Source organism: Chitinophaga solisilvae (assembly GCF_009928525.1).
GTDB lineage: Bacteria > Bacteroidota > Bacteroidia > Chitinophagales > Chitinophagaceae > Chitinophaga > Chitinophaga solisilvae.
On sequence record NZ_JAABOK010000010.1, the window covers coordinates 137892 to 160414 of the forward strand.

24 protein-coding genes are annotated in these 22523 nt (G+C 46.1%); 16 read left to right on the forward strand and 8 right to left on the reverse strand.

Going from position 1 to position 22523, the window contains the following annotated elements; genetic code table 11:
- Position 1: 1 nt before the first annotated feature.
- The 3 genes from GWG06_RS20830 to GWG06_RS20840 all read right to left on the reverse strand — a co-directional run bounded on the left by GWG06_RS20830 (position 2) and on the right by GWG06_RS20840 (position 4379).
- A complete protein-coding gene (locus tag GWG06_RS20830) occupies positions 2-493 on the reverse strand; it encodes a hypothetical protein (protein WP_160715675.1) in 492 nt (163 codons plus the stop codon).
- Positions 494-554: 61 nt separating this feature from the next.
- The gene (locus tag GWG06_RS20835; RefSeq protein ID WP_160715677.1) at positions 555-3203 is read right to left on the reverse strand and encodes a valine--tRNA ligase; all 2649 of its coding nucleotides are present in this window, start codon (positions 3201-3203) and stop codon (positions 555-557) included.
- A gap of 156 nt (positions 3204-3359) precedes the next feature.
- Entirely contained in the window at positions 3360-4379 is a 1020-nt protein-coding gene (locus GWG06_RS20840) for a threonine aldolase family protein (protein WP_160715679.1), read from the reverse strand.
- Between the two features lie 329 nt (positions 4380-4708).
- Here GWG06_RS20840 and GWG06_RS20845 point away from each other — a divergent pair, with 329 nt between their 5' ends.
- The 4 genes from GWG06_RS20845 to GWG06_RS20860 all read left to right on the forward strand — a co-directional run bounded on the left by GWG06_RS20845 (position 4709) and on the right by GWG06_RS20860 (position 8479).
- Positions 4709-5566, forward strand: a complete 858-nt coding sequence (locus GWG06_RS20845) for a sigma-70 family RNA polymerase sigma factor (RefSeq protein ID WP_012793808.1) — start codon at positions 4709-4711, stop codon at positions 5564-5566.
- Between the two features lie 596 nt (positions 5567-6162).
- Positions 6163-7110 (forward strand): thioredoxin-disulfide reductase, encoded by a 948-nt coding sequence (gene trxB, locus GWG06_RS20850; RefSeq protein ID WP_160715681.1) that lies wholly within the window; start codon positions 6163-6165, stop codon positions 7108-7110.
- A 155-nt stretch (positions 7111-7265) separates the two neighbouring features.
- The gene (locus GWG06_RS20855) at positions 7266-7616 is read left to right on the forward strand and encodes a dihydroneopterin aldolase (RefSeq protein ID WP_160715683.1); all 351 of its coding nucleotides are present in this window, start codon (positions 7266-7268) and stop codon (positions 7614-7616) included.
- Positions 7617-7723: 107 nt separating this feature from the next.
- Entirely contained in the window at positions 7724-8479 is a 756-nt protein-coding gene (locus GWG06_RS20860; RefSeq protein WP_160715685.1) for a hypothetical protein, read from the forward strand.
- A gap of 157 nt (positions 8480-8636) precedes the next feature.
- On the opposite strand, the gene GWG06_RS20865 is transcribed toward GWG06_RS20860, so the two are convergent.
- Entirely contained in the window at positions 8637-9968 is a 1332-nt protein-coding gene (locus GWG06_RS20865; RefSeq protein WP_127044244.1) for an MATE family efflux transporter, read from the reverse strand.
- 141 nt (positions 9969-10109) lie between these two features.
- On the opposite strand from GWG06_RS20865, the gene GWG06_RS20870 reads away from it, so the two are divergent.
- The 4 genes from GWG06_RS20870 to GWG06_RS20885 are packed head-to-tail and all read left to right on the forward strand — an operon-like array spanning position 10110 to position 12478.
- Positions 10110-10979 carry a DUF3822 family protein gene (locus GWG06_RS20870; RefSeq protein WP_158631677.1) on the forward strand — a complete coding sequence of 290 codons (870 nt, stop codon included), beginning with the start codon at positions 10110-10112 and terminating at the stop codon, positions 10977-10979.
- Positions 10980-11023: 44 nt separating this feature from the next.
- A complete protein-coding gene (locus tag GWG06_RS20875; RefSeq protein WP_235938460.1) occupies positions 11024-11524 on the forward strand; it encodes an RsmD family RNA methyltransferase in 501 nt (166 codons plus the stop codon).
- Positions 11525-11552: 28 nt separating this feature from the next.
- Positions 11553-12029 (forward strand): pantetheine-phosphate adenylyltransferase, encoded by a 477-nt coding sequence (gene coaD, locus GWG06_RS20880; protein WP_160715687.1) that lies wholly within the window; start codon positions 11553-11555, stop codon positions 12027-12029.
- Between the two features lie 17 nt (positions 12030-12046).
- Positions 12047-12478: a hotdog fold thioesterase gene (locus GWG06_RS20885; protein WP_127044248.1), complete on the forward strand. Its 432-nt coding sequence runs from the start codon at positions 12047-12049 to the stop codon at positions 12476-12478.
- Here the strand turns inward: GWG06_RS20885 and GWG06_RS20890 are convergent.
- Positions 12459-13094 carry an NUDIX hydrolase gene (locus GWG06_RS20890; RefSeq protein ID WP_160715689.1) on the reverse strand — a complete coding sequence of 212 codons (636 nt, stop codon included), beginning with the start codon at positions 13092-13094 and terminating at the stop codon, positions 12459-12461. The two genes, GWG06_RS20885 and GWG06_RS20890, sit on opposite strands and share 20 nt — an antisense overlap.
- Before the next feature lie 80 nt (positions 13095-13174).
- Between GWG06_RS20890 and pyrE the strand changes: the two genes are divergently transcribed.
- The 3 genes from pyrE to GWG06_RS20905 all read left to right on the forward strand — a co-directional run bounded on the left by pyrE (position 13175) and on the right by GWG06_RS20905 (position 14859).
- Positions 13175-13810: an orotate phosphoribosyltransferase gene (gene pyrE, locus GWG06_RS20895; RefSeq protein ID WP_127044250.1), complete on the forward strand. Its 636-nt coding sequence runs from the start codon at positions 13175-13177 to the stop codon at positions 13808-13810.
- Between the two features lie 50 nt (positions 13811-13860).
- Positions 13861-14238 (forward strand): heavy-metal-associated domain-containing protein, encoded by a 378-nt coding sequence (locus GWG06_RS20900; RefSeq protein ID WP_160715691.1) that lies wholly within the window; start codon positions 13861-13863, stop codon positions 14236-14238.
- A gap of 141 nt (positions 14239-14379) precedes the next feature.
- Positions 14380-14859 (forward strand): hypothetical protein, encoded by a 480-nt coding sequence (locus tag GWG06_RS20905; protein ID WP_160715693.1) that lies wholly within the window; start codon positions 14380-14382, stop codon positions 14857-14859.
- Here GWG06_RS20905 and GWG06_RS20910 read toward each other — a convergent pair.
- The gene (locus GWG06_RS20910; RefSeq protein WP_160715695.1) at positions 14845-15300 is read right to left on the reverse strand and encodes an LEA/WHy family protein; all 456 of its coding nucleotides are present in this window, start codon (positions 15298-15300) and stop codon (positions 14845-14847) included. The two genes, GWG06_RS20905 and GWG06_RS20910, sit on opposite strands and share 15 nt — an antisense overlap.
- Before the next feature lie 397 nt (positions 15301-15697).
- Here GWG06_RS20910 and GWG06_RS20915 point away from each other — a divergent pair, with 397 nt between their 5' ends.
- Both GWG06_RS20915 and GWG06_RS20920 read left to right on the forward strand, forming a co-directional pair.
- Complete coding sequence (locus tag GWG06_RS20915) at positions 15698-16327, forward strand: WbqC family protein (RefSeq protein ID WP_160715697.1); 630 nt, start codon at positions 15698-15700, stop codon at positions 16325-16327.
- Positions 16328-16570: 243 nt separating this feature from the next.
- Positions 16571-17974: a type III PLP-dependent enzyme domain-containing protein gene (locus GWG06_RS20920; protein ID WP_160715699.1), complete on the forward strand. Its 1404-nt coding sequence runs from the start codon at positions 16571-16573 to the stop codon at positions 17972-17974.
- 601 nt (positions 17975-18575) lie between these two features.
- Here GWG06_RS20920 and GWG06_RS20925 read toward each other — a convergent pair.
- Together GWG06_RS20925 and GWG06_RS20930 are read right to left on the reverse strand one after the other, a co-directional pair.
- Positions 18576-19409 (reverse strand): hypothetical protein, encoded by an 834-nt coding sequence (locus tag GWG06_RS20925; protein WP_127034529.1) that lies wholly within the window; start codon positions 19407-19409, stop codon positions 18576-18578.
- A 150-nt stretch (positions 19410-19559) separates the two neighbouring features.
- Positions 19560-20012, reverse strand: coding sequence for an Hsp20/alpha crystallin family protein (locus GWG06_RS20930; protein ID WP_127034531.1), 453 nt, complete (start codon positions 20010-20012; stop codon positions 19560-19562).
- 239 nt (positions 20013-20251) lie between these two features.
- Between GWG06_RS20930 and GWG06_RS20935 the strand changes: the two genes are divergently transcribed.
- The 3 genes from GWG06_RS20935 to GWG06_RS20945 all read left to right on the forward strand — a co-directional run bounded on the left by GWG06_RS20935 (position 20252) and on the right by GWG06_RS20945 (position 22522).
- The gene (locus GWG06_RS20935) at positions 20252-20665 is read left to right on the forward strand and encodes a BrxA/BrxB family bacilliredoxin (protein ID WP_160715701.1); all 414 of its coding nucleotides are present in this window, start codon (positions 20252-20254) and stop codon (positions 20663-20665) included.
- 128 nt (positions 20666-20793) lie between these two features.
- Positions 20794-22086, forward strand: coding sequence for a prolipoprotein diacylglyceryl transferase (locus GWG06_RS20940; RefSeq protein WP_160715703.1), 1293 nt, complete (start codon positions 20794-20796; stop codon positions 22084-22086).
- A 7-nt stretch (positions 22087-22093) separates the two neighbouring features.
- Complete coding sequence (locus GWG06_RS20945; RefSeq protein ID WP_127034536.1) at positions 22094-22522, forward strand: hemerythrin domain-containing protein; 429 nt, start codon at positions 22094-22096, stop codon at positions 22520-22522.
- Position 22523: the final 1 nt, after the last annotated feature.

The window sequence follows — 22523 nt, forward strand, 5'->3', positions numbered from 1 at the left end:
TTTATTTCACATGGATGCGCAGGGCAGGAGCCATATAGTACTTCTCCTCTGCGTATCTGATGATAATATTGTCGAAATACAATACATCACCTGATTGCAGGGTTTCTTTCAGGCGGTTGCTCCATAGCGGAGGGAGAGCGGAGGAACGGAAATTATCTCCCGTAAAATCCTTGTATATGGCCGGCATACCGGTAGTATCGTTCAGGTAGGGAGTATGTTGTTCGTAGGTAAATGCGAAGGAAATCACCGCATATTTGTTATTCTTCTCATCCCGCACTGTCAGCGCGGAATCCAGCAGTTTAACCACTTCATTTTTAGGTAAGGTATCACTGAGAAATATACCCCAGCTGCTGCGCAGCTTCGCGGGCTTTTTGCCGGTATTGGCGGCAGGTTTTGGTTTTGCGGCGGTGGCCGACTTCCTGACAGATTGTGCCAGCACTGGCTTTACAGCCGTTGCCAGTAAAAAAACAGCAATGAACAGGTGTTTCTGCATGATAGTTAAAAGGGATAGAAAAAAATCGCCCGGTATAGTAACGACCGGGCGATTGCAAAAATTATAGAGACTTTAAACTTTCCGTTATCGCCTGTATCTTGGCTTCGGCATCCGCCTGCTTGCGGCGTTCAGCTTCCACTACTTCAGGTTTTGCATTTTGTACAAAGCGCTCATTGGCCAGTTTGCTTTCCACGGATTTGAGGAAGCCTTGCTGGTAAGCCAGATCCTTCAGCAGTGCCTCTTTCTGTGCGGTAGTATCCAGTTCAGTTTCAGTACCGAGGTAGAATTTATCTTTCTGGATGACGAGGTTGATACAGTTCGGAACCGGTTCCTGTACATAATGAACAGCTTTGGCGTTCACCTGTTTGGCCACCATACCTTCAATCTGTTTGAATGCAAGGTCATGTTTGGTTTCGATATGCAGTACAATCGGATCCTTGGGTTTGATCTGGTTTTTATTGCGTGCATCGCGGATGCTGCTGATGACCTCTTTTGCCAGCGCGCCTTCAACGAGCGTAGCATGCACAGGAGCAGGTGTATCTGCGAATTGTTTCATCATGAGTACATCCGCTTCATCGCGTGTTTTCAGCTGCTGGTAAATTTCTTCCGTGATGAAAGGCATATACGGGTGCAGCAGTTGCATCAGCTGTTCGAAGAACTCCACGGTTTTATTGAAGACAGAAGCCGCGATTGGTTGCTCAAAGCCAGGTTTTACCCACTCCAGGTACCAGCTGCAGAAATCGTCCCAGATCAGGCTGTAGATGGCTTTCAGCCCTTCGCTCAGGCGGAAGTCTTTGTGCAGTGCTGCTACTTCAGCCTGAACTTCATGTAACCTGCTTTCAAACCAGTTTACGGCAAAGTCGCTGGCAGCAATGTTGTCGCTGTCATTTTCCTGGCGGGCTTCCCACATCTTCACGAGTTTGAGCGCGTTCCAGATTTTATTGTTGAAGTTACGTCCCTGGTCACAGCTGGCGTCATCAAACAGGAGGTCGTTACCGGCAGGGGAGCTGATCATGATACCGAAGCGAACGGCATCAGCGCCGTAGCTGTGGATCAGTTCCAGCAGGTCCGGCGAGTTGCCGAGTTGCTTACTCATTTTACGTCCCTGTTTGTCGCGTACCATTCCGGTGAAGTATACATCGCTGAAAGGCTTTACCTGTTTAAATTCCAGGCCGGCCATAATCATACGGGCTACCCAGAAGAAGATAATATCCTGACCGGTTACCAGTACAGAAGTAGGGTAGTAGTAGCTGATATCGGCATTATCCGGCTGGGAAACGCCGTTGAATACTTCCATGGGCCAGAGCCAGGAGGAGAACCAGGTATCCAGGCAGTCTTCATCCTGTATCAGTTCTGCGGCAGTGATGGTTACGTTTCTTTTGGCGAATTGTGCTACTGCTTCCGCGGCGGTGGCAGCTACCTCAAAAGTGCCGTCCGGAGCGTACCAGGCGGGGATCTGTTGTCCCCACCAGAGCTGACGGGAGATGCACCAGTCCTTCACATTTTCCATCCAGTATTTGTAGGTAGCAAGGAAGCGGTCGCCCGGATGAATTTTTACATCACCGTTAACAACTGCGTCCAGTGCGGGTTTGGCCATGTCGGCCATCTTTACGAACCACTGGGTAGAGATGCGGGGTTCCACTACGGTATCGGGGTTACGTTGGCTGTAACCCAGGCGGGTAGTGTATTCCTGCTCTTTTATCATCAGGCCTTCCTCTGTGAGGGCAGCGATTACTTTCTTACGGGCAACGAAGCGGTCTTCCCCTACAAATACCACTGCGGCAGTGCTGAGGGTACCGTCATCGTTGAGGGTGTCTACTACTTCGAGGTTGTGCTTCAGTCCCAGGTTGTAGTCATTGATATCATGTGCCGGCGTTACTTTCAGCGCACCGGTACCGAATTCCTTATCTACATAGGTGTCAAAGATGATGGGAACACGGCGGTTTACCAGCGGTACGGTAGCGAAATGCCCTTTCAGGTGTGCATACCTTTCATCTTCAGGGTTTACGCAGATAGCGGTATCGCCCATGATGGTTTCAGGGCGTTGTGTAGCGATGGTGATGAATTCGCCGGTAGGCTGGCCATCTCCGTTGGTGATCGCATATTTTACATGATACAGTTTACCCTGCAGGTCTTTGTATTCCACTTCCTCATCGCTGAGTGCAGTTTTGGCTTTAGGGTCCCAGTTAATCATGCGGGCGCCGCGATAGATCAGGCCTTTATTATACAACTCTACAAATACCTTTATGACAGCTTTGTAGTAATGGTCGTCCATAGTAAAGGTGACACGGTCCCAGTCGCAGGAGCAACCCAGTTTTTTTATCTGGTGGTAGATGATACCACCATATTTATCTTTCCACTCAAAGGCGTATTTCAGGAATTCTTCTCTGGAGAGCTGGGATTTTTCGATGCCCTTTTCTCTTTTGAGCATATCCACTACTTTCGCTTCTGTAGCGATGGATGCATGGTCGGATCCCGGTACCCAGCATGCATTGAAGCCGCTCATACGGGCACGGCGCACTAAAATGTCCTGGACGGTTTCATTGAGGGTATGGCCAAGATGCAAGACCCCTGTCACATTTGGCGGGGGGATGACTACAGTAAAGGGCTGGCGGTTATCCGGTGTAGAGCGGAAATAACCTTTGTCCATCCAGTGTTGGTACCATTTTTCTTCAACCGTTGCAGGCAGATAGTTTTTCGAAAGTTCCATGCTATAAATAATATAAGGCTGCAAAAATAAAGGGATTTAGTCATTTGAGATTTGGTTATTTGAGATTTGTCGTAAATAATGGTGTCCATCGGAAAGCCGGATGCCACCATTATTTACGACAAATCTCAAATAACCAAATCTCAAATGACCAAATATCTATGCCATTTCGGCAATAACCTGACAGGTTTTTTCAACCATTTCAGGGGTGATATCGAGGTGGGTGACCATTCTTACCTGGGTAGGGGAGATGGCCATGGCAAGTATGCCTTCTTTTTTGAGGTAGCTGGTAAAGGTGCCGGGATTCCAGGCGCCGCCGCTGACTTCAAAGATGAGAATGTTGGTTTCTACGGGCAGCATATGTCCGGTGAAGTCTTTTTCCAGCAGAGCCTGTGCAATTTGTTTGGCGTGCTGGTGATCTTCCTGCAGGCGCTGGATATTATTTTCCATGGCGTAGATGCCGGTAGCCGCCATGAAGCCTGCCTGCCGGAGGCCGCCGCCCAGTTTTTTACGGATGCGTCTTGCCTGGTAGATAAATTCCCGGCTGCCCATCACCACTGATCCCATGGGGCATCCCATGCCTTTGTTGAGGCATACGCTGATGCTGTCAAATACCTGTCCGTAGGTGCGGGGCTCCTGTCCGGTGGCTACCAGTGCATTAAAGAGGCGGGCGCCATCCAGGTGGAGGGCCAGCTGATGACGGCGGCACACTTCTTTTATTTTCAGTACTTCTTCCCAGTCGTAGCAGCATCCACCGCCGCGGTTGGAGGTGTTTTCGAGGCAAACGAGGCTCGTGCGGGCCTTGTGAACATCGTCGGGATTGATGGCAGCTTCCACCTGTGCGGCCGTAATCATGCCGCGGTCGCCCTCCAGGGCACGTACCTGCGCACCGGCGTTGAAGGCGATTCCGCCTCCTTCATAAATGTATACATGTGCGAGGTTGCTGCAAACCACTTCATCGCCTGGTAACGTATGTACTTTGATGGCAATCTGGTTACTCATTGTGCCGGAAGGGCAGTAAAGGGCTGCCTCTTTGCCAAAGTAATCTGCCATCATGGCTTCCAGTTTATTTACGCTGGGGTCTTCAGTAAATACATCATCTCCGGTTTCTGCCTGTAACATAGCCTGTAGCATGCCCGGCCCGGGGCGGGTAAAAGTATCGCTGCGAAAGTCAATCATAGTATTGAAAAATTTGCAAAGGCTTGAACTATAAATTAGTTAAGATGCTAATTTAATAATGATTATTTATCAATTGTTAAAATTTACCTAATGTAGGTGATTACAGGAACTAAAGCACTATAAAATTTCGTTATAAAACTGTACTTTGGTATATGGTTGTGCAGCAAAAGAAAGGATTTGGTAGAGTGGTTGGTTAGCACGATCTTTGCAGGCTAATTAAAACAAACGAATAAAAGCGCGGGAAATTTTGTAAGTTATAAAATTTTCAAATTTCAAACAAAATTATTCTTTCGCTGTTATTTAATTTATAAACCAATACAATTTTTCATATGAGGCAACTTAAAATTGCCACCCAGATCACCAATCGTGATTCGCAGGCGGTAGAAAAGTACCTGCAGGAAATCTCGAAGATCCCTTTGTTAACACCTGAGGAGGAGACCGTTTTGGCGCAGCGCATTAAAATGGGCGATCAGAAGGCTCTTGAAAGATTGACTACAGGAAACTTACGTTTCGTTGTTTCCGTTGCAAAGCAATATCAGCACCAGGGGCTTAGCCTCAGCGACCTTATCAATGAAGGTAATTTAGGCTTGATCAAAGCTGCGCAGCGTTTCGATGAAACAAAAGGTTTCAAATTCATTTCTTATGCTGTATGGTGGATCCGCCAGTCCATTTTACAGGCGTTGGCAGAACAAGGTCGTCTTGTGCGTCTGCCACAAAATAAAATCGGCACGTACAACAAAGCGAACAAAGCTTACATGGCATTTGAACAGGAAAACGAGCGTGAACCGTCTACCGAGGAACTCGCAGAAATCCTGGAAATGTCTGAGTCGGAAATCAACAATATTTTCCAAAGCAATACCCGCCACATGTCTCTGGATGCACCTGTGCACGAAGCAGAAGACGTAGCAATGGGCGACTTACTGGAAGGTGGTGATATTACCGATGACGATGTTATGAGAGATTCTCTTCGCGAAGAAATCCGCAGGGTGTTAAAATCCCTCAGTCCCCGTGAAGCAGAAATTGTGAATGCTTATTTTGGTCTGGATGGTGAAAACGGAGCAACTATCGAACAAATCGGACAGAAGTATGATCTGACCAAGGAAAGAATCAGGCAAATCAAAGAACGCGCTATCAAAAGGCTGCAGAAAGCCCGCTATAGCGGTGCCTTGAAATCCTACCTGGGATAATACCATTTATTTATCTGGTTATTTGGTTGTTTAGTTATTTATGATGTGACAGACCAGATAGACAAATCTATAAATCCTCTTTATTCTATAAGAACACCGGCCTTGTAAATACATGGCCGGTGTTTTTATATTGTGAACTCCCCTTATTTTTGCAGGCCGACGCAATCCGCTGATTATAAAAGGTATTATCACCCTCCGGTGCTTGATCCGTATATCACGGGAGCTGTATCAGCTGCGGCTGCCATTACGTCCATGAAGAGTTGGCACCCTGCCGTGTCAGTATTGCATACAGGTACCGCCGGCAGATATACAGGTAATTGCAACGTTGTTGCGATCCGGCCTGTGGCAGCGGATTACAGGCGGGAACAGCATTTGCAGCAACGGCTGCTGCAAAGCGTCAGGCACGGAACGGCATAACATTTGAATTTTCTCCGGACACTGGCGTATCTTTAAAGCATCCGCCGGGGGTAAAAAAGACCGGTTACGGTCTCTTTTAAGAAGAAATACGGAAACAGGCAGTTTCAGCAGGCCACCGGCAGATGCCGGAAACCTGCCACACAATTATTAGAGGAAAATAATTATACAGCAAACAAAGTATGGAAAACAAACAAGAACATGTGCATTTATTGATCATCGGTTCCGGTCCTGCCGGTTACACCGCTGCAATATATGCGTCAAGAGCCAACCTGAAACCAGTATTGTACCAGGGCATTCAACCTGGCGGACAACTTACCATCACTACCGAAGTTGAAAACTATCCCGGCTATCCGGAAGGTGTTCAGGGTCCAGAAATGATGGTGGACTTCGAAAAACAGGCTACCCGCATGGGCGCCGACATCCGCTACGGTCTTGCCACTTCCGTGGATTTCAGTAAACAACCATATAAAGTAATTATCGACGAAGAGAAGGAAATCACTGCCGATGCTATCATCATCGCTACCGGCGCCTCCGCCAAATGGCTGGGACTTCCTTCCGAACAACGTCTGAACGGCAGCGGCGTTTCCGCCTGCGCCGTATGTGACGGATTTTTCTTCCGCGGCAAGGAAGTAGCAATCGTAGGCGCCGGCGATACCGCTGCCGAAGAAGCACTCTACCTCTCCAAAATGTGCAGCACCGTGCATATGCTGGTACGCAAACACGAAATGCGCGCCTCTAAAGTAATGCAGGACCGCGTACTGAAAACTTCCAACATCATCGTTTACTGGAACAGCGAAACGGAAGAAGTACTGGGCGATAAAAAAGTGGAAGCCGTAAGAATCGTTAACAATAAAACACAGGAGAAAAAAGATATCCCTGTAAGCGCCTTCTTTGTAGCCATCGGCCACCAGCCAAACTCAGCTATCTTCAAAGATTACCTGAAGCTGGATGAACAGGACTACATCGTTACCGAACCAGGCACCACCCGTACCAGCGTTGAAGGTGTCTTCGCCTGCGGCGACGTACAGGATAAGATTTACCGCCAGGCTGTAACTGCCGCCGGCAGCGGATGTATGGCTGCACTGGACGCAGAGAGATACTTATCTGCGAAAGAACACCAATCATAATAATTACGAATTACGAATTGCGAATTACGAATGAAGCGAAGATAAGAGCGCAGATGTACGAAGATCCTGAATAGTTAATCTTCCTGCATCTTCGTTTTTATCTTCGCTTCATTCGTAATTCGCAATTCGTAATTTGTAATTCAAGTTTAATAATTATGTTAACTATTGCATTAGAACAAGTTGCTTTCCGTGCCTATCATGGGTATTATCCGGAAGAAACCATTATAGGGAATGACTTTATGCTGGATATTACTGTTCGTATACCCGGTACCGTAGTGGTGGATGATCTGGCAGAAACGGTTAATTACCAGGGGCTTTACGATATTGCCAAAGTGGTGATGGCAACGCCTAAACCGCTGCTGGAAGAGGTGGTATATGAAATAACTGCCGTACTGAAGGAGCGCTATCCGGCTATTCAGCATAGCATTGTAACGCTGCGTAAGCTGAATCCTCCTATGGGTGCGAGTATCCGTAATTCCCTGGTTTCGCTGGCAAAGGATTACTGAGCCACGGAAAACTTTTGACCCCGCCTGCGTGTTTACAATGTGTAATTTTTCGTAGATTTATATCTATCAATTAATCAACAATTCTTACGCTGTAAAATACCAGTCCTATGATAAAACGGATCATGGCAATAGCATCCCTGATGTTCTCTGTTCTTTTGGCAAACGCACAATCTGTGGATGAAATGGTGGAACAGGCCAGGCAACTGGAGTTGCAGATGAAAGAATCAGATGCTTTTGAGAAAGACAAGGAAATCCTCAAGATAAAACCGGATGATATCCGGGCGCTGACACAGGCCAGCCAGCTATGCTCCCGCATCGGCAACCGTCAGAAAGACAAAAGCAGCAAAACAGATTATTTCAATCAGGCCAAAACCTACGCACAGGCCGCCTTGAAAGTAAATCCCAATAGTCCGGATGCCAACCTCGCCATGGCCATCGCCATGGGACGAATGGCACTCATCTCCGGTGCTAAAGAAAAAGTAGCCGCCTCCAAAGACGTAAAGAAGTATGCGGAACTGGCTATCAAATTCAATCCTAACCTGGCACAGGCCTATCACGTACTGGGTAAATGGAACTACGAAGTTGCCAACCTCAACGTTTTTGAAAGAGGCGCCGCCAAAATGCTCTTCGGCGGCCTCCCTGACGGCTCCCTGAAAAATGCTATCGCCAACTACGAAAAATGCCGCCAGCTCGATCCCGCTTTCATCCTCAACTATTACGAACTGGCCCGCGCCTATAAATCAAATGATGAACAGGATAAAGCCATCGAAGTGCTGAAAAAAGCACTTACACTCCGCAACATCTCCCAGGATGACGCGAGTATTAAAGCTGATTGTAAAAGAATGCTTGATGATCTTCAGTAGATAATAATTACGAATTACGAATTGCGAATTACGAATTACGAATGTAGAAGCGAAGATCAAAGCGTATATTTAAAAGGATGTTTTATTGATTATCCTTTTAAATATACGCTTTGATCTTCGCTTCTACATTCGTAATTCGCAATTCGTAATTCGCAATTTAAATAACCTTCCCCTTCCACCTTCCGCTCCTCAAATACCAGAAGCTCAGCCCGAAAATAATAATCCAGTATATGAAATCGGCTCCCCAGGCGAGGTGCAGCGGGCTTTTCATTCTTTCTATCACAATGTCGCAATAGATCATGTAGCCGGCTACGGCAGTGAACTCCGTGAGGAGGTTCATCCGGGTATTGCCGGTGCCGGTAACGCCGCTTAACACAACGGCAGCTACTGCCATCAGGATGGTGCTCAGCGTAATGATGCGGATGGAAGGGATGGCCGCGGTAATCAGGCTGGCATCGTTGGTATAAATGTGCAGCAGTGTGTAGGGGAAGAGATTCACCAGTATACATACGGTGACGGCGCAGCCCAGGCTGATCAGTACTATTTTACGGATGGCCGGAAATACCAGCTCCTCCCGGCCCTGCCCGATCACGTTGCTTACCATGGTGTTGCACGTGGCGGCCAGTGCCCAGGTAAATATGCCGAAGAAACCGAAAATGCTGCGCAACATATTGGAAATGGCCAGCGGACGCTCTCCCAGATGCTCAATGAAGATGAAGAAGATGAACCAGCTGCCGATGCTGAAGAGGAACTGCACTATCAGCGGCGCCGATACATTCAGAATACTTTTGATAACTGCCCAGTCTGGCCGCCAGTACCGGAACAGCGAATACTGAATATGATACCTGCGGATAAACAGTATGCTGAACGCCACGGCCGCCCCGGTACATTCCGCAATGATAGAGGCGGTAGCAGCCCCGTTCAGGCCCATGGGCGCAAACCCCAGCTTGCCGAAAATCAGCGTATAGTCGAAGAAGATATTCACCAGCTCCTGACACAGTGAAATGATGACCAGCACTTTGGAATGGCCGCTGCCGATATAGAAGGCGTCTACCATATTCAGGGCCATCAGGAAGGGCAGGCCCCAGATACGGATACGGATAAACGAAACCGCCGCCTCCAGGATGGCGTGGTTATGCAGGCTTTTAGAGAAAAACCAGGGCGCCACCAGCAGGGTGATGAGGATGCCCAGTAGCGCGAAAACCGTACCCATGCCAAGGCCGTTGCCAAACAGCCGGCCAATGCCGGTATACTGCTGCTGGCCCGCCCTGCGCGCAATCAGTACCTGCAGGCCATTGTTAAGACCATAAGCTATCATGTACATGACCAGGTAGTAAATTCCCGCAATGCCGTTGGCCGCCAGCTCCAGCTCCCCCAGCCGGCCCAGGAAGGCGGTGTTGGTCATATGGTTCAATTGTGGAATAATGAGCGCCAGGCATATAGGTGTCGCTATCCTGAGAATCTGCCGGTTATTGACTTCCAGTTGCATAATTCGTAACGTTTATCTGATGGGCTTGGGCAGCAAAGATAATTCTCCCGCTATCATCTCCCTATTTAATATGACAAAACTCCCTCAGCAATTAACTAAAAAGATTATTATTGTGTTTCATTTGAAATGTAAAACATGCCCGTGGCTTACAACATCCATCCTGCGTTTACAGTAGATGATGAAACTTTACTGGAGACTGACCTCACGGCCTGCCATCTGTTGGTGCTGGTGGGGAGCGGAACCTTCAGTTATGTGGTGTTTGAACCGGTCTCCAAAAAATTCCTCGCGCTGAAATCATACCACTTTCAGCCACAGAAGCTGGCGCTGGCCGATCTGGAAATGATCGAGGAAGTATTTGATATCGACAAACTGCTGTTTACCGCCTTTAAATCCGTACTGCTGGCCTTTGACACGGGGGCGGGAGTACTGGTGCCCCAGATGTATTATATGTCCTCCATCAAAAAGGAATACCTGCATCTGTCACAGCCGGAAAAAATGCAGGAAGCCATATTAGCCGATCAGCTGCCAGGATTGCCTATGGTCAATGTTTACAGCGTGGATAAGGACCTGCTGGGCTTTTTGCGGAAAGAATTTTCCTCGGACCAGGTAATACATATCCATTCGGCCTTATTGCAATCCTATCCGCTGGACTTTGATTTCCGGCACACCGCCGGTATTGCATTCGTAGAAGTGCAACGCAGCACTTTTACCATTACCATTTATAAAGAAGGTAAACTGCTGATTCAGCAGGAAAATGAATACCAGAACGGGCTTGACGTGGTATACCTCCTGGTGAACACCCTCCGTCAGCTGCAACTGAATGAACAGCAGGTAAAAGTTAAACTGGGCGGCGCCGTAGCAAATGATACCGCCGTGTACCAGGAGATGTATAAGTTTATTCCCCACCTGGAGTGGGTACAAAGACTGCCGGGTTTCAACTACATCACGAAGATGCAGGAAATCCCCGGATATTATTTTCATAACCTGTATGCGTTAGCATTATGCGTATAATCGGAGGAGAGAGTGGGGGCAGAAAAATTCAACCGCCTGCAAAAATGCCTAATACAAGGCCTACTACAGATATTGCCAAAGGCGGACTGTTTAATATTATAGAGAATAACCTGGAAATACCTTCCTTAAAAACACTGGATATTTTTGGCGGCACCGGCAGTATCAGCTACGAACTGGCCTCCAGGGGGGCTACAGATATGACCATCGTGGAAAAAGATCCGGCCATGGCGGAGTTTATTACCAAAACGGCAAAGCTGCTGGATATCAGTACGCTGAAGGTGATTAAAGCAGACGTGTTCAAATACCTGCAGCAATGCACGGAACAGTTTGACTTCATCTTTGCGGATCCGCCCTATGCCATGGATACCCTTTCCAAACTGCCGGGAATTATTTTTGAACGGCAGCTGCTTAACCCGGAAGGCTGGCTGGTAATAGAGCACACCAGGATACAGGATTTCAGTAACTATTCCTATTATCGCTCGGAAAGAAGTTACGGTGGAACCATCTTCTCCATATTCATCAACAGAGAAGAACTGAAACGATGACCTTAACATACTAAATCATTACATTTTCATGAGGACTTGTTTATTTCCCGGTACGTTCGATCCTATTACACTGGGGCATACCGATATCATCAACCGCGGACTGGACCTGTTCGACCGCCTGGTGATAGGCATCGGTGTGAACAGCAGTAAAACACCCATGTTCAAACCGGAGGAACGGATACAATGGATCAGGAATATTTATAAAGAGGATGCCCGTGTGGAAGTAACCTTTTATGAAGGACTGACGGTAGACTTCTGTAAAAAGATAGGCGCCCGGTACATTCTCCGCGGTATCCGTTATGTAAGCGATTTTGAATATGAAAAAGCGATTGCAGATGTGAACCGCACCGTTGCTCCTGAGATAGAAACCATTTTGTTGTCTACCTCCCCGCAATATTCCAGTATTGCCTCCACACTGGTACGTGACATTTACCGCTATGGCGGCGATGTAACGCCTTTCCTCCCGGCAGCCGTGCTGGAGGGTATGCAAAACCGGAAGCAATAAACCTAAAAGCAGCAATTATGAAAACGATATGGCATTCAACAAACGTGTCCCTGGATGATCTGAATGAAATGAGCAGCAAGACCATGGGCGAATACCTCGGGATGGAGTTCACGGAAATTGGTCCGGATTACCTGAAAATCATGATGCCGGTAGATCACAGAACCGTGCAGCCGTACGGGTTACTGCACGGCGGCGCCTCCGCTGCACTGGCGGAAACGGTTGGCAGTGTTGCCTCCGCACTGATTATTGACCAGGAGAAATATATCTGCGTAGGGATGGAAATCAATGCCAACCATATCCGTGGTGTGAAAAGCGGGTATGTACACGCCGTCGCAAAACCTTTGCACATCGGCGCTACCAGCCATGTGTGGGACATACGTATCACCGACGATCAGCATAAACTGGTATGCGTGAGCCGGCTTACCGTAGCTATATTAGCGAAGCGATAATCTTTTCTTCCCGGAATACCTCTCTGATATTTTCATAAGAATACTTCAGGTACTTTTCAATGTTTTCCGGCTTTACCCACTGGATATCCTGGATATCCTCCTCGATCTGCGGAACAGTCAGTTCCGTACCGGTGAACTGCATACGGTACCAGTGGGTATGCTTCAGCACCTTTTTCGATTTCATGGGATAATAGTGGAAAGTTTCCGTGATTTTATGCTGCAACGTGATGGAATGCAGCCCGGTTTCCTCTGCAACCTCCCTGATGGCGCATGTTTCCAGATCTTCCCCCGGATCCTGTTTCCCTTTGGGCAGATCCCATTTACCTCTGCGGAACATCAGCAATACTTCGCCTGCAGTGTTGGTAATCAGTCCGCCGCCAGCTACCAGCACCGTAAAATGCAGGGCTACCTTTTTAAAAAGTTGTCTGACATCATCTGTAAGAAATATGGCTGCTTCTCTTTTGCCTGTTTCCATTTTCTCCAGTACCTTTTCAATCTTCTGTGTATCCGGATTGGTGTAAATCTTAGCCCCTGCTACATTTGAGGGAATGGCATCTATGTTTTCGCTGATAATGAGCGGGTGCTCATTCAGGTAGATCGTCTTGTTTGCTTGCATGATGCAAATTTAATGCGTGTAACATTATTTTGAAAAGGTATGATTAATTCAGGGGAATAGATATTAATTTTGATGCCTGTATGAGTATAGTAAGAGAAAAACAAGTTGCAGAGAAATTACTGCAGGTGCAGGCGGTTAAATTAAGTCCTGCCCAGCCTTTTACATGGGCTTCCGGATGGAAATCTCCCATCTATTGCGATAACAGGAAGATTTTATCTTATCCTTATGTGCGCGATTATGTGAAATCAGAATTGTGCAATGTGGTATTTGAAACCTTCCCGGATGCCGCTGTTATTGCGGGTGTAGCTACTGCGGGTATACCTCATGGGGCCCTCGTAGCGGATCAGCTGAAACTGCCTTTTATCTATGTACGTTCCAAGCCGAAAGAGCATGGTATGGGCAATCAGATAGAAGGGGTGTTGCAGCCTGGTCAGCCGGTAGTGGTAGTGGAAGACCTGATTTCAACCGGTAAAAGCAGCCTGGAAGCCGTACAGGCTATCCGTGCGGCCGGTGGTGAAGTAATCGGCATGGTGTCTATCTTCAATTATGGTTTTGATGTGGCCGTAAAAGCATTTGAAGCAGCAGGCGTACCTTTCCATTCCCTGAGCAATTACAGTGCAATGATAACACTGGCAGAAGAGAAAGGAATTGTGTCTGCTGATGAAATCGCTACCCTGCAGGCCTGGAGAAGCGCTCCGGATCAATGGGGGAAATAGCGTTATTGAATATTACTTTTTTTGTATATTCGGATGTTAAATTCTAAACTATGCGAATCATAAAATTAGTGGTGCTGTTACTGGTAGCGGCTGTGGGCATGGCTACCGCGCAGCAGAAAAAGAAATCGCTGCTGACAGCCAAAATCAGCACGCCAACTGTACAATGTGAATCCTGTAAGAACCGTATCGAAAGATATATGTCACAGGAAGAAGGGGTGGAATCCGTGAAGGTGGATATTAAAAAACATATCACCACCATTAAGTACTGGGACGACCGCACCAACATTGAAAATGTAAAGACCGGCATCGCCAATGCAGGTTATGATGCAGACAATATAACTGCCAACCCGGAATCTTACAGCAAGTTACCTACCTGCTGCAAGAAGCCTGAAGATGGCGGTGGCATGGACAAAGGAAAGAAACACTAACATAATACACAGGGCCGGTTCATCACCGGCCCTGCCTGTTTTTAAAATATTCTCCCTATTCACCCGCTCTCCACTTCCGGTATCCTTTTTAATCCGCTGAAACATCACCTGGCAACCCTGGATGAGCTGTTACAGCAGGCTATGCCAGCAACGCTGCAGGAAGCGCTGCTGAAAACCGGTGGCTCCCAGATGGATATGTACACCGGACATTTAACGCCCGAAACTATTTTTGAAGAAATCATTGCTGCACTGCAGCAACAGGGGATTGATACGGCAGAAAGCTATGCCGCGCACCTGGCTGCCGGCAACGGGTTTATGACGGTTGTGCTGACCGATGGCTCCCGCTGGATACTGCGGTTGTCCGACAAGCCGGCACAACCGGTTCATCTGCATCCCGGCAGATATAGCCCGCATTCGCTGCGGATTAAAGCCGCAGCCCTGAAAACAGCAATGGCCTATAAGTCGGCTATGTTGCAGGGAGTGTTAACCGGACAGCTGCTGACCGATATTAATGAAGTACGCAGGTCAGCCGGATTGTCACCTGTCCGCAGACTGGATGAAATCCGTCATATTATCCGCATTTTGCAGCTGATCGGGTGTCCTGTATCAGAAGAAATTTAAAGCCTGTTTGGTTTCACATTTGATGGGGAAGGGAAGATATACCCCGCCTTTACCCACCTTGCATTTGCCGGTGGCTTTGATGGTCACCTCCTTGTTGGAGAATGCACTGAAAGCATTTTTGAATACGTTGGCCATATTCACTTCCAGTTTCACCGGAAAGTAGAAAGTATCCTTAGAGGGAATGTTAATGATGGTATCCTGGATAGAATGACCTACTTCCGTATCATCAAAAAACAGATCGAAGTTGGCATCTTTCAGCTGAAGGCGGTAATTGTTGGGATTGTAATATGCCAAGGTCAGCCGTACGATACTTTTGCTCATACCCAGCTCTTCCATTTGCATATTGGCAACTCTGACAAACTCCAGGTCCTTCATCTTTTCGCAAGAGCTCGCCATGCCCCAGATGGCAAAAATGATCAATATAAAACGGATTGCTTTCAACTTTGAAATTTTCCTCAAACCTACAGTAAAGGATTTATTTCTCAAATAATGCCGGTTGAATTAGGAAACATTTAACGGGGGAATAGGGGAGAGCCCGGTTTTTGAATAGACGATTTCATACATATAAAAAAATTGTTTCTTTATAAAATGTTGTTATCTTGGATTCCCTTCCTGTGTTCGTTTAAAATGAACGCTAAATCAACTAATATCTTTAGTATTTTTGCACTTGCCTGATATTTCGCTTCAACCGGCTATTTACTAATTTCATTAGCATATGAATAACTTTTCTATGAATTGTTCATCAAATGCTTGAAGTTAATTGTTAAGTAGTTAACTATAAGTGAATCAGCAGGTGAAAGAATTGATTTTTACAGACGCAGGTTAAAATTTTGACATTATGACAGAGAATGCAAAAAGTGACGTATTACTTATTGAATCTCAATATTTTCCCCCAATTGATTTTTATAAAACTTTAATTGAACACGACAAATTAAAGATTGAAAAATATGAACACTATCAGAAGGTAAGTTTCCGCAACCGTTGTTATGTAGCCGGGCCAAACGGCCGCATGATCCTGAGTGTTCCGCTGACAAAAGGCAAGAACCAGCGCACTGTTATGAAGGATGTAAAAATCAGTAATGAGGAAAAATGGCAGGCGCTGCACTGGAAAACACTGGTGTCTGCTTACCGCCGCTCCCCCTGGTTCGAATATTATGAAGCGGATCTGGAAGGACTGTTCGAACAGCCGTTTAATTTTCTGCTCGACTGGAACATCGCGTGCTTTGAATGGGTGAACAGCAGGCTCAGCATTCAGCCGGTGGTAACCTTTACCGAGAGCTATGAAAAGGTAGTGCCCGGTATTACCGATGCCCGTGATACCATATTACCCGGTATCATTCGCGCAGATGCCCCGCAGTATACCCAGGTATTTCAGGAAAGAACCGGTTTTATTCCCGGATTGAGCATTTTGGACCTGCTTTTTTGTGAAGGAAAACAGGCATTGGCGGTGATCAAAGGTGAGAAATAAAATATTAAATAAATTTATTCAATCAGCTGATTTATAATTGTTTGTATATTTGCAATGGTATTTGCTTATTTTAAATTAACACCTCTGGAAAAAAATTACTGCAGCAATCGACAAAATATTTAGATTTGCAACCAATTTTGCTGGGTTCGAACTGACGTAGGTGTGTAAACCAGGAGTTTCCAGCGAGGAAAAGGAGCATTTATCCTGTAGTTTATTTTATTACTAATTCATTTGCAGATTTAAATGAACAACACCTACACAGACCTCGTTAAACAAACTTTTGAATTCCCCCAGGAGGGCTTTGAAGTTAAAGACAACTACCTGGAGTTTAACGGTTTGGACATTAAGGCGCTGATTGACAAGTATGGAACGCCATTTAAGTTGACCTACCTTCCCAAGATCGGAATGCAGATCAATAAGGCAAAGAAAATGTTCCATGATGCGATTAAAAAGAACAGGTACGACGCAAACTATTTCTATTGCTACTGCACCAAAAGTTCGCACTTCTCCTTTATTATGGAGGAAACCCTGAAACATGGAGTGCATATAGAAACGTCTTTTGCCTACGATATCGACATCGTCAACAAATTGTACGAAAGAAAGAAGATCAGCAAGGACACCTTTGTTATCTGCAATGGTTTTAAAACCAAAGCATACACCAGATCCATCGCCAGACTGATTAACAGCGGCTTTAAGAATGTGATCCCGGTGCTGGACAACAAAGAGGAACTGGAAGATTACAAAAGGAACATCCGGAAGGACAAGGAAAAGGTGAAACTGGGTATCCGCGTTGCCGCGGAAGAAGAGCCCAGCTTCGACTTCTACACCTCCCGCCTGGGTATTCCTCCACGCGATATTCTCGAATATTACGTGGATAAAATCAAGGGAAATGAGAAGTTTGAGCTGAAAATGCTGCACTTCTTCATGAACAAGGGGATCAAAGATGATATCTACTACTGGAGCCAGTTCAACAGGGTTATCAACCTGTACTGCCAGCTGAAGAAAATCTGCCCTGAACTCGATAGTATCAATATAGGTGGTGGATTCCCGATCAAACACTCCTTAGGGTTTGATTATGACTACAACTATATTGTCAACGAAATTGTAGCGAACATCAAGAGCACCTGTAAAAAGAACAAAGTACCCGTACCTGATATCTATACGGAATTTGGTTCCTTCACCGTGGGCGAAAGCGGCGCCGTGATCTACAGCGTGGTGGGCGAAAAAATGCAGAACGACAGAGAGTCCTGGTATATGATAGACAGCTCTTTCATTACCACTTTACCGGATACCTGGGGAATCGGGGAGAAATTCCTGATGCTGCCTATCAACAAGTGGGACCAGGAATACCAGGAAGTGCACCTGGGTGGTCTTACCTGCGATGGATACGACTTTTACACATCTGAAGAGCATATAAACGCTGTATTCCTGCCTAAGCAGCAGTCAACCGGCGAACCCCTCTACATCGGGTTCTTCCATACCGGCGCTTACCAGGACCAGCTCAGTGGCTACGGCGGTATCAAACACTGTCTGATACCTTCCCCGAAACACGTGATTGTAGGATACGACAAAAACGGTCAGCTGAAAGACTGGTTGTATGCCAAAGAACAATCTGCTCAAAGCATGCTTAAAATATTGGGTTATTAAAAAAATGGGTTAGTAATCCTACTGAAAGCCCCCCGATTATTCGGGGGGCTTATTTTTTTATTTTATTATTTAGTTATTTGAGATTTGTTTCAATAATTGGAGCCCCCGGGGGGATTTTCGGATTTTCGGATTTTTTGATTTTGAAATTTTAAAATGCAGCAAAGATCTCCGCGAATATGCTCGCTGCATTTTAAAATTTCAAAATCAAAAAATCCGAAAATCCGAAAATCCCCCCGGGGGCTCCAATTATTGAAACAAATCTCAAATAATCAAATAATAAAATAAAAAAAAGGCTTTCATTGCTGAAAGCCCAATCCATGGCATAGGTTAGATGATATCCAATAGCATAAGGACAATAGGAGGATAAATTGCTGAGACAAATATACAGTGGGCTGATTTTATGGATAAGACCAAAAAGTTGTAATTTTTTTTAACCTTATTTTAACAGTTTTGATTGGTTTAGCAATAATTTATTATTACTGCGTTTACAAATCATTAACAAAGTTAAGGCAGGGAGTGAAAAGGTATTTTTTACTGTTCCAATGGTAGGGAAAGTGATATACGGGTAAAAAACATAATATCTCACACAGACGTGTAGGGTCTATTCGTCCTGTGATTCGTTCAGGTAATTGATGGCAGTACCGCATTGCTTTTCAATTTCGGTAAAACAGGCATCCAGCAGTTCCATTTCTCCTTTGACAAAAGCGGATTTGCCGGAGCGGGAAAAGCCCTTTACCAGCAGGAACTGTTTGGTGAGGTTCTGGTTAATCAGGGACAGATGCTGTTTTTGTTTTTCCTGGGTGCGCTGCTGTTCCATCGAGATAATGTTCCGGTAGTAGCGGCCCAGGGCTCTGATCAGGAATAACATATACAGGCCGACGATAACCGGATTGGAAACGTACTGGAAGGCAGCGGAATAGCCTGGTGTGACATAGGTCTGCACGTTATTGGTTTTGATATAGGCCACCAGGCAAAGATAGGAGCAGAGCACCAGGCAGAACGCCAGCGCCGTTCGCAGGTTTGCCGTAATGTAGCTGAGCAGGATACTCATCATCCATATGGTAGCGTATTTGGGTGAGAGGTCCTGGTTATTGAAAAAGGAGGATAGTATAGGCATTACCATCGTGCTGAACGAGGTTAGCATACCTACAGATCCGGCCGCCACGCCCTTTTTCAGCAGAAACAGGCAGATGAGCAGCATGGCTGCCAGGAAGGGAATAAGTATCATATTCACTTCATTCTGACTGATCATAGCCAGTAACATAATAGGGATGAGCAGCAGGAGATAGAAAAAGATATAATCGAAGATGAGTCTGATCTTTGCCTGTTCATAAGTATCATCCGTACGTATCAGCACCTTGCCGATAACCGCCTTTTCTGAGCCGCGGTAAATGCTCCTGGTAAATAACCAGGCTTCCTTAATTTGCTTTGCCATGGGAGCTCGCTTGAATGAGCAAATTATCGTATTAATAGACTTCGCGGGATTAAACGTTTGTGTGAATTATACACATAAAAAAAGAGACGCCGGATGGCGCCTCTTTTAACCCCCATGTTTTGCAGCTTCCGGGTGGAAGCTGACTATCCCTTATTCCACTACTATTTCTTTAGGTGTTTCCTGCTTGTTTTCCTTTTTAGGTAAGGTCACTTTCAGGATACCATTATCGTATCTGGCCTGAATTTTACCTGCATCTACCGCATCAGAGATGCTGAAAGAACGTTTGAAAGATTTGAAATTAAATTCACGGCGCACCTGTTTGTCGCCCTCAACCTTATTTTCAGCCTTCTTCTCCGCACTGATGGTGATAGCCTTTTCATCTGCACTGATCTTGAAATCTTCTTTAGAGAAGCCCGGAGCTACTACATCCAGTACAAAGGCTTCTTTAGTCTCAACGATGTTTACCGGAGGATGTGTGGTAAAAAAGTCGTTGGTCAGAAAATCATCTTTGATATACTTGTTCCATCCACCATTGAAAATGTCTTCAACGATTCCGTTAAATGTTCTTGGGAGCGGGCTGTGGTTGAATTTTACGTGTGTCATAGTTTCTATAATTTTTTTAGTGTGAAATCAATTTTTGTTTGATACCGGATACAGATCAAATCGGATACCATGCCACTAAAACTGCTATTTTGTTAGTAAAAACGTTACAGATTATGACATTGTGTCTGTTTGATTGTATATGTTGTGTCAAAAAGTCTTTTTTGTAGGGCATTTTTTTACTTTTTCACCCGATATCTTTAACTTTGTCGAAAATTCTAACAGAAAAAAACTTAAATAATATGTATCCAGCGGAATTAGTAATGCCAATGAAGGCTGAGTTAACAGATAATGGCTTTGAAGAAATGGTAACGGTAGACAGCGTGGAAGATACCCTGAAGAAAGAAGGTACTACCCTGGTAGTAATTAACTCTGTATGTGGTTGCTCGGCAGGTACTGCCCGCCCGGGTGTATTGATGGCGGTAGCAAACAGCGAAAAGAAGCCGGACAGACTCACCACCAGCTTCGCCGGTTTTGATGTGGAAGCAGTGAAACAGATCCGTACTCACCTGCTGCCTTATCCTCCGTCTTCTCCTGCTATTGCACTGTTTAAAGATGGGCAGTTAGTACATTTCATTGAACGTCACATGATCGAAGGCCGTCCTGCCCAGATGATTGCAGCGAACCTCGCCGACGCGTTCAATCAATATTGCTAATACATTATTTTATTTCGGATTCAAATTTCGAATCTCGATTTTGCATCGTACTTTGGTGGTTTGATTTTCCTTTTGATTAAATTCGGCTTTGTTCATAGGAAAACTCAGATCACCAATTTTTTTTGGCTATGTATCCTAATTTATATTACGCTTTCAGAGATCTGTTTGGCTTAGAGATCCCCGTCCTGAAAATTTTTCAAACATTTGGTTTTTTTGTAGCTGTAGCCTTTCTGGCCGGCGCCTATGTGCTTACCCTGGAGCTGAAACGCCGGGAGAAGCTGGGCTGGCTGAAACCCGTAACAGAAAAGCAACGCGTAAACGGTCCCGCTACCAACGGTGAACTCATCAGTAACGGTATCATGGGTTTCCTGCTCGGCTGGAAAGGCGTAGGCCTGATCCTGAACTGGGATACTGCTTCGCAGGATTTTCAGGGATTCATTCTCTCGGGCCAGGGGAACTTCATTGCCGGACTGCTACTGGCTGCACTGCTGGTTTATCTGAAATACAGCAAATCCAGAAAAAATAAAGATGCACAACCTGTCACAGAAACCGTGAATATATGGCCGCACCAGCGCGTACCGGATATTATTGTGATGGCGGCCGTTGCCGGACTGCTCGGTGCAAAAGTGTTCCATAACCTGGAAAACTGGAATGATTTCGTACAGGACCCCATAGGCGCACTGCTTTCATTCAGTGGCCTTACTTTCTACGGTGGCCTTATCGTAGCTGCAACTATCATTATTATATATGCGCGGAAAAAACAGATCAGTGTAAAACACCTGATTGACAGTGCTGCGCCTGCCCTGATGCTGGCCTATGCCATCGGCAGAATGGGCTGCCAGTTCTCCGGAGACGGGGACTGGGGGATTTATAACAGCGCCTACATCACGGATACTACCGGTCATATGGCACAGGTAGCGCCTGCCGAATTCAATAAGGCAGTACAGCAGAACCTGGCTTACTTTCAGCAACAGTACCCGGATGTCGCGCACATACCTCATGCGCCTTTCGCAAAACCTGCATCACTGGGCTTTCTGCCTGACTGGTTCTTTGCCTATGGTTATCCCCACAACGTTATCCGCGAAGGGGTGACACTGCCAGGCTGCGATGGTCAGTACTGTAAGGTGCTGCCGGTGGGCGTATATCCTACACCGTTATATGAAATAATCGCCTGTCTTCTCTTAACCGGCATCCTCTGGGCTATCCGCAAAAGAATTACCATCCCGGGCGTTATCTTCGGGATCTACCTGGTGTTTAATGGGGTAGAAAGATTTTTTATCGAGAAAATAAGAGTGAATACGAAATACAGCATTTTCGGTTTTCATCCGACACAGGCGGAAATTATATCTGCCCTCATGGTGATAGGTGGATTGGTGCTGATATGGTATTGCCGTAAAAACAAAGCGGTAGCCGCTTCCTGATAGCATTATGCAACGTCATCCTACTTTGATTCCTTTGTCGCACGAGCATAACCGGCTTTTATTTGTGTGCCGCTACCTGAAGAAAAATGCGGCTCCCTATGAGGGTTATCCGCTGGAAACACAGGCCAGATTTGAATATATGGTCAAAGTATTCCAGGAGCTGATGGTGCCGCACATACAGAAAGAAGAATACCTGTTTGAGAAATGCGCCGGCAAACATGCAGCCATTGATGCCATGATGCTGGAACTGCAACAGGAACACCGTTATATCTCCGGGTTATACAGCGCTATCACAGAAAGCGTGAACCTGGAAGAAGATATGGACAGAATTGCCACTCACCTGGAAGCGCATATACGAAAAGAAGAAAGAGAATTCTTTACGCTGCTGCAGGAGCAACTGCCGGACCTGCTGGAAAATCTTCGGCTGGAGAAATAAA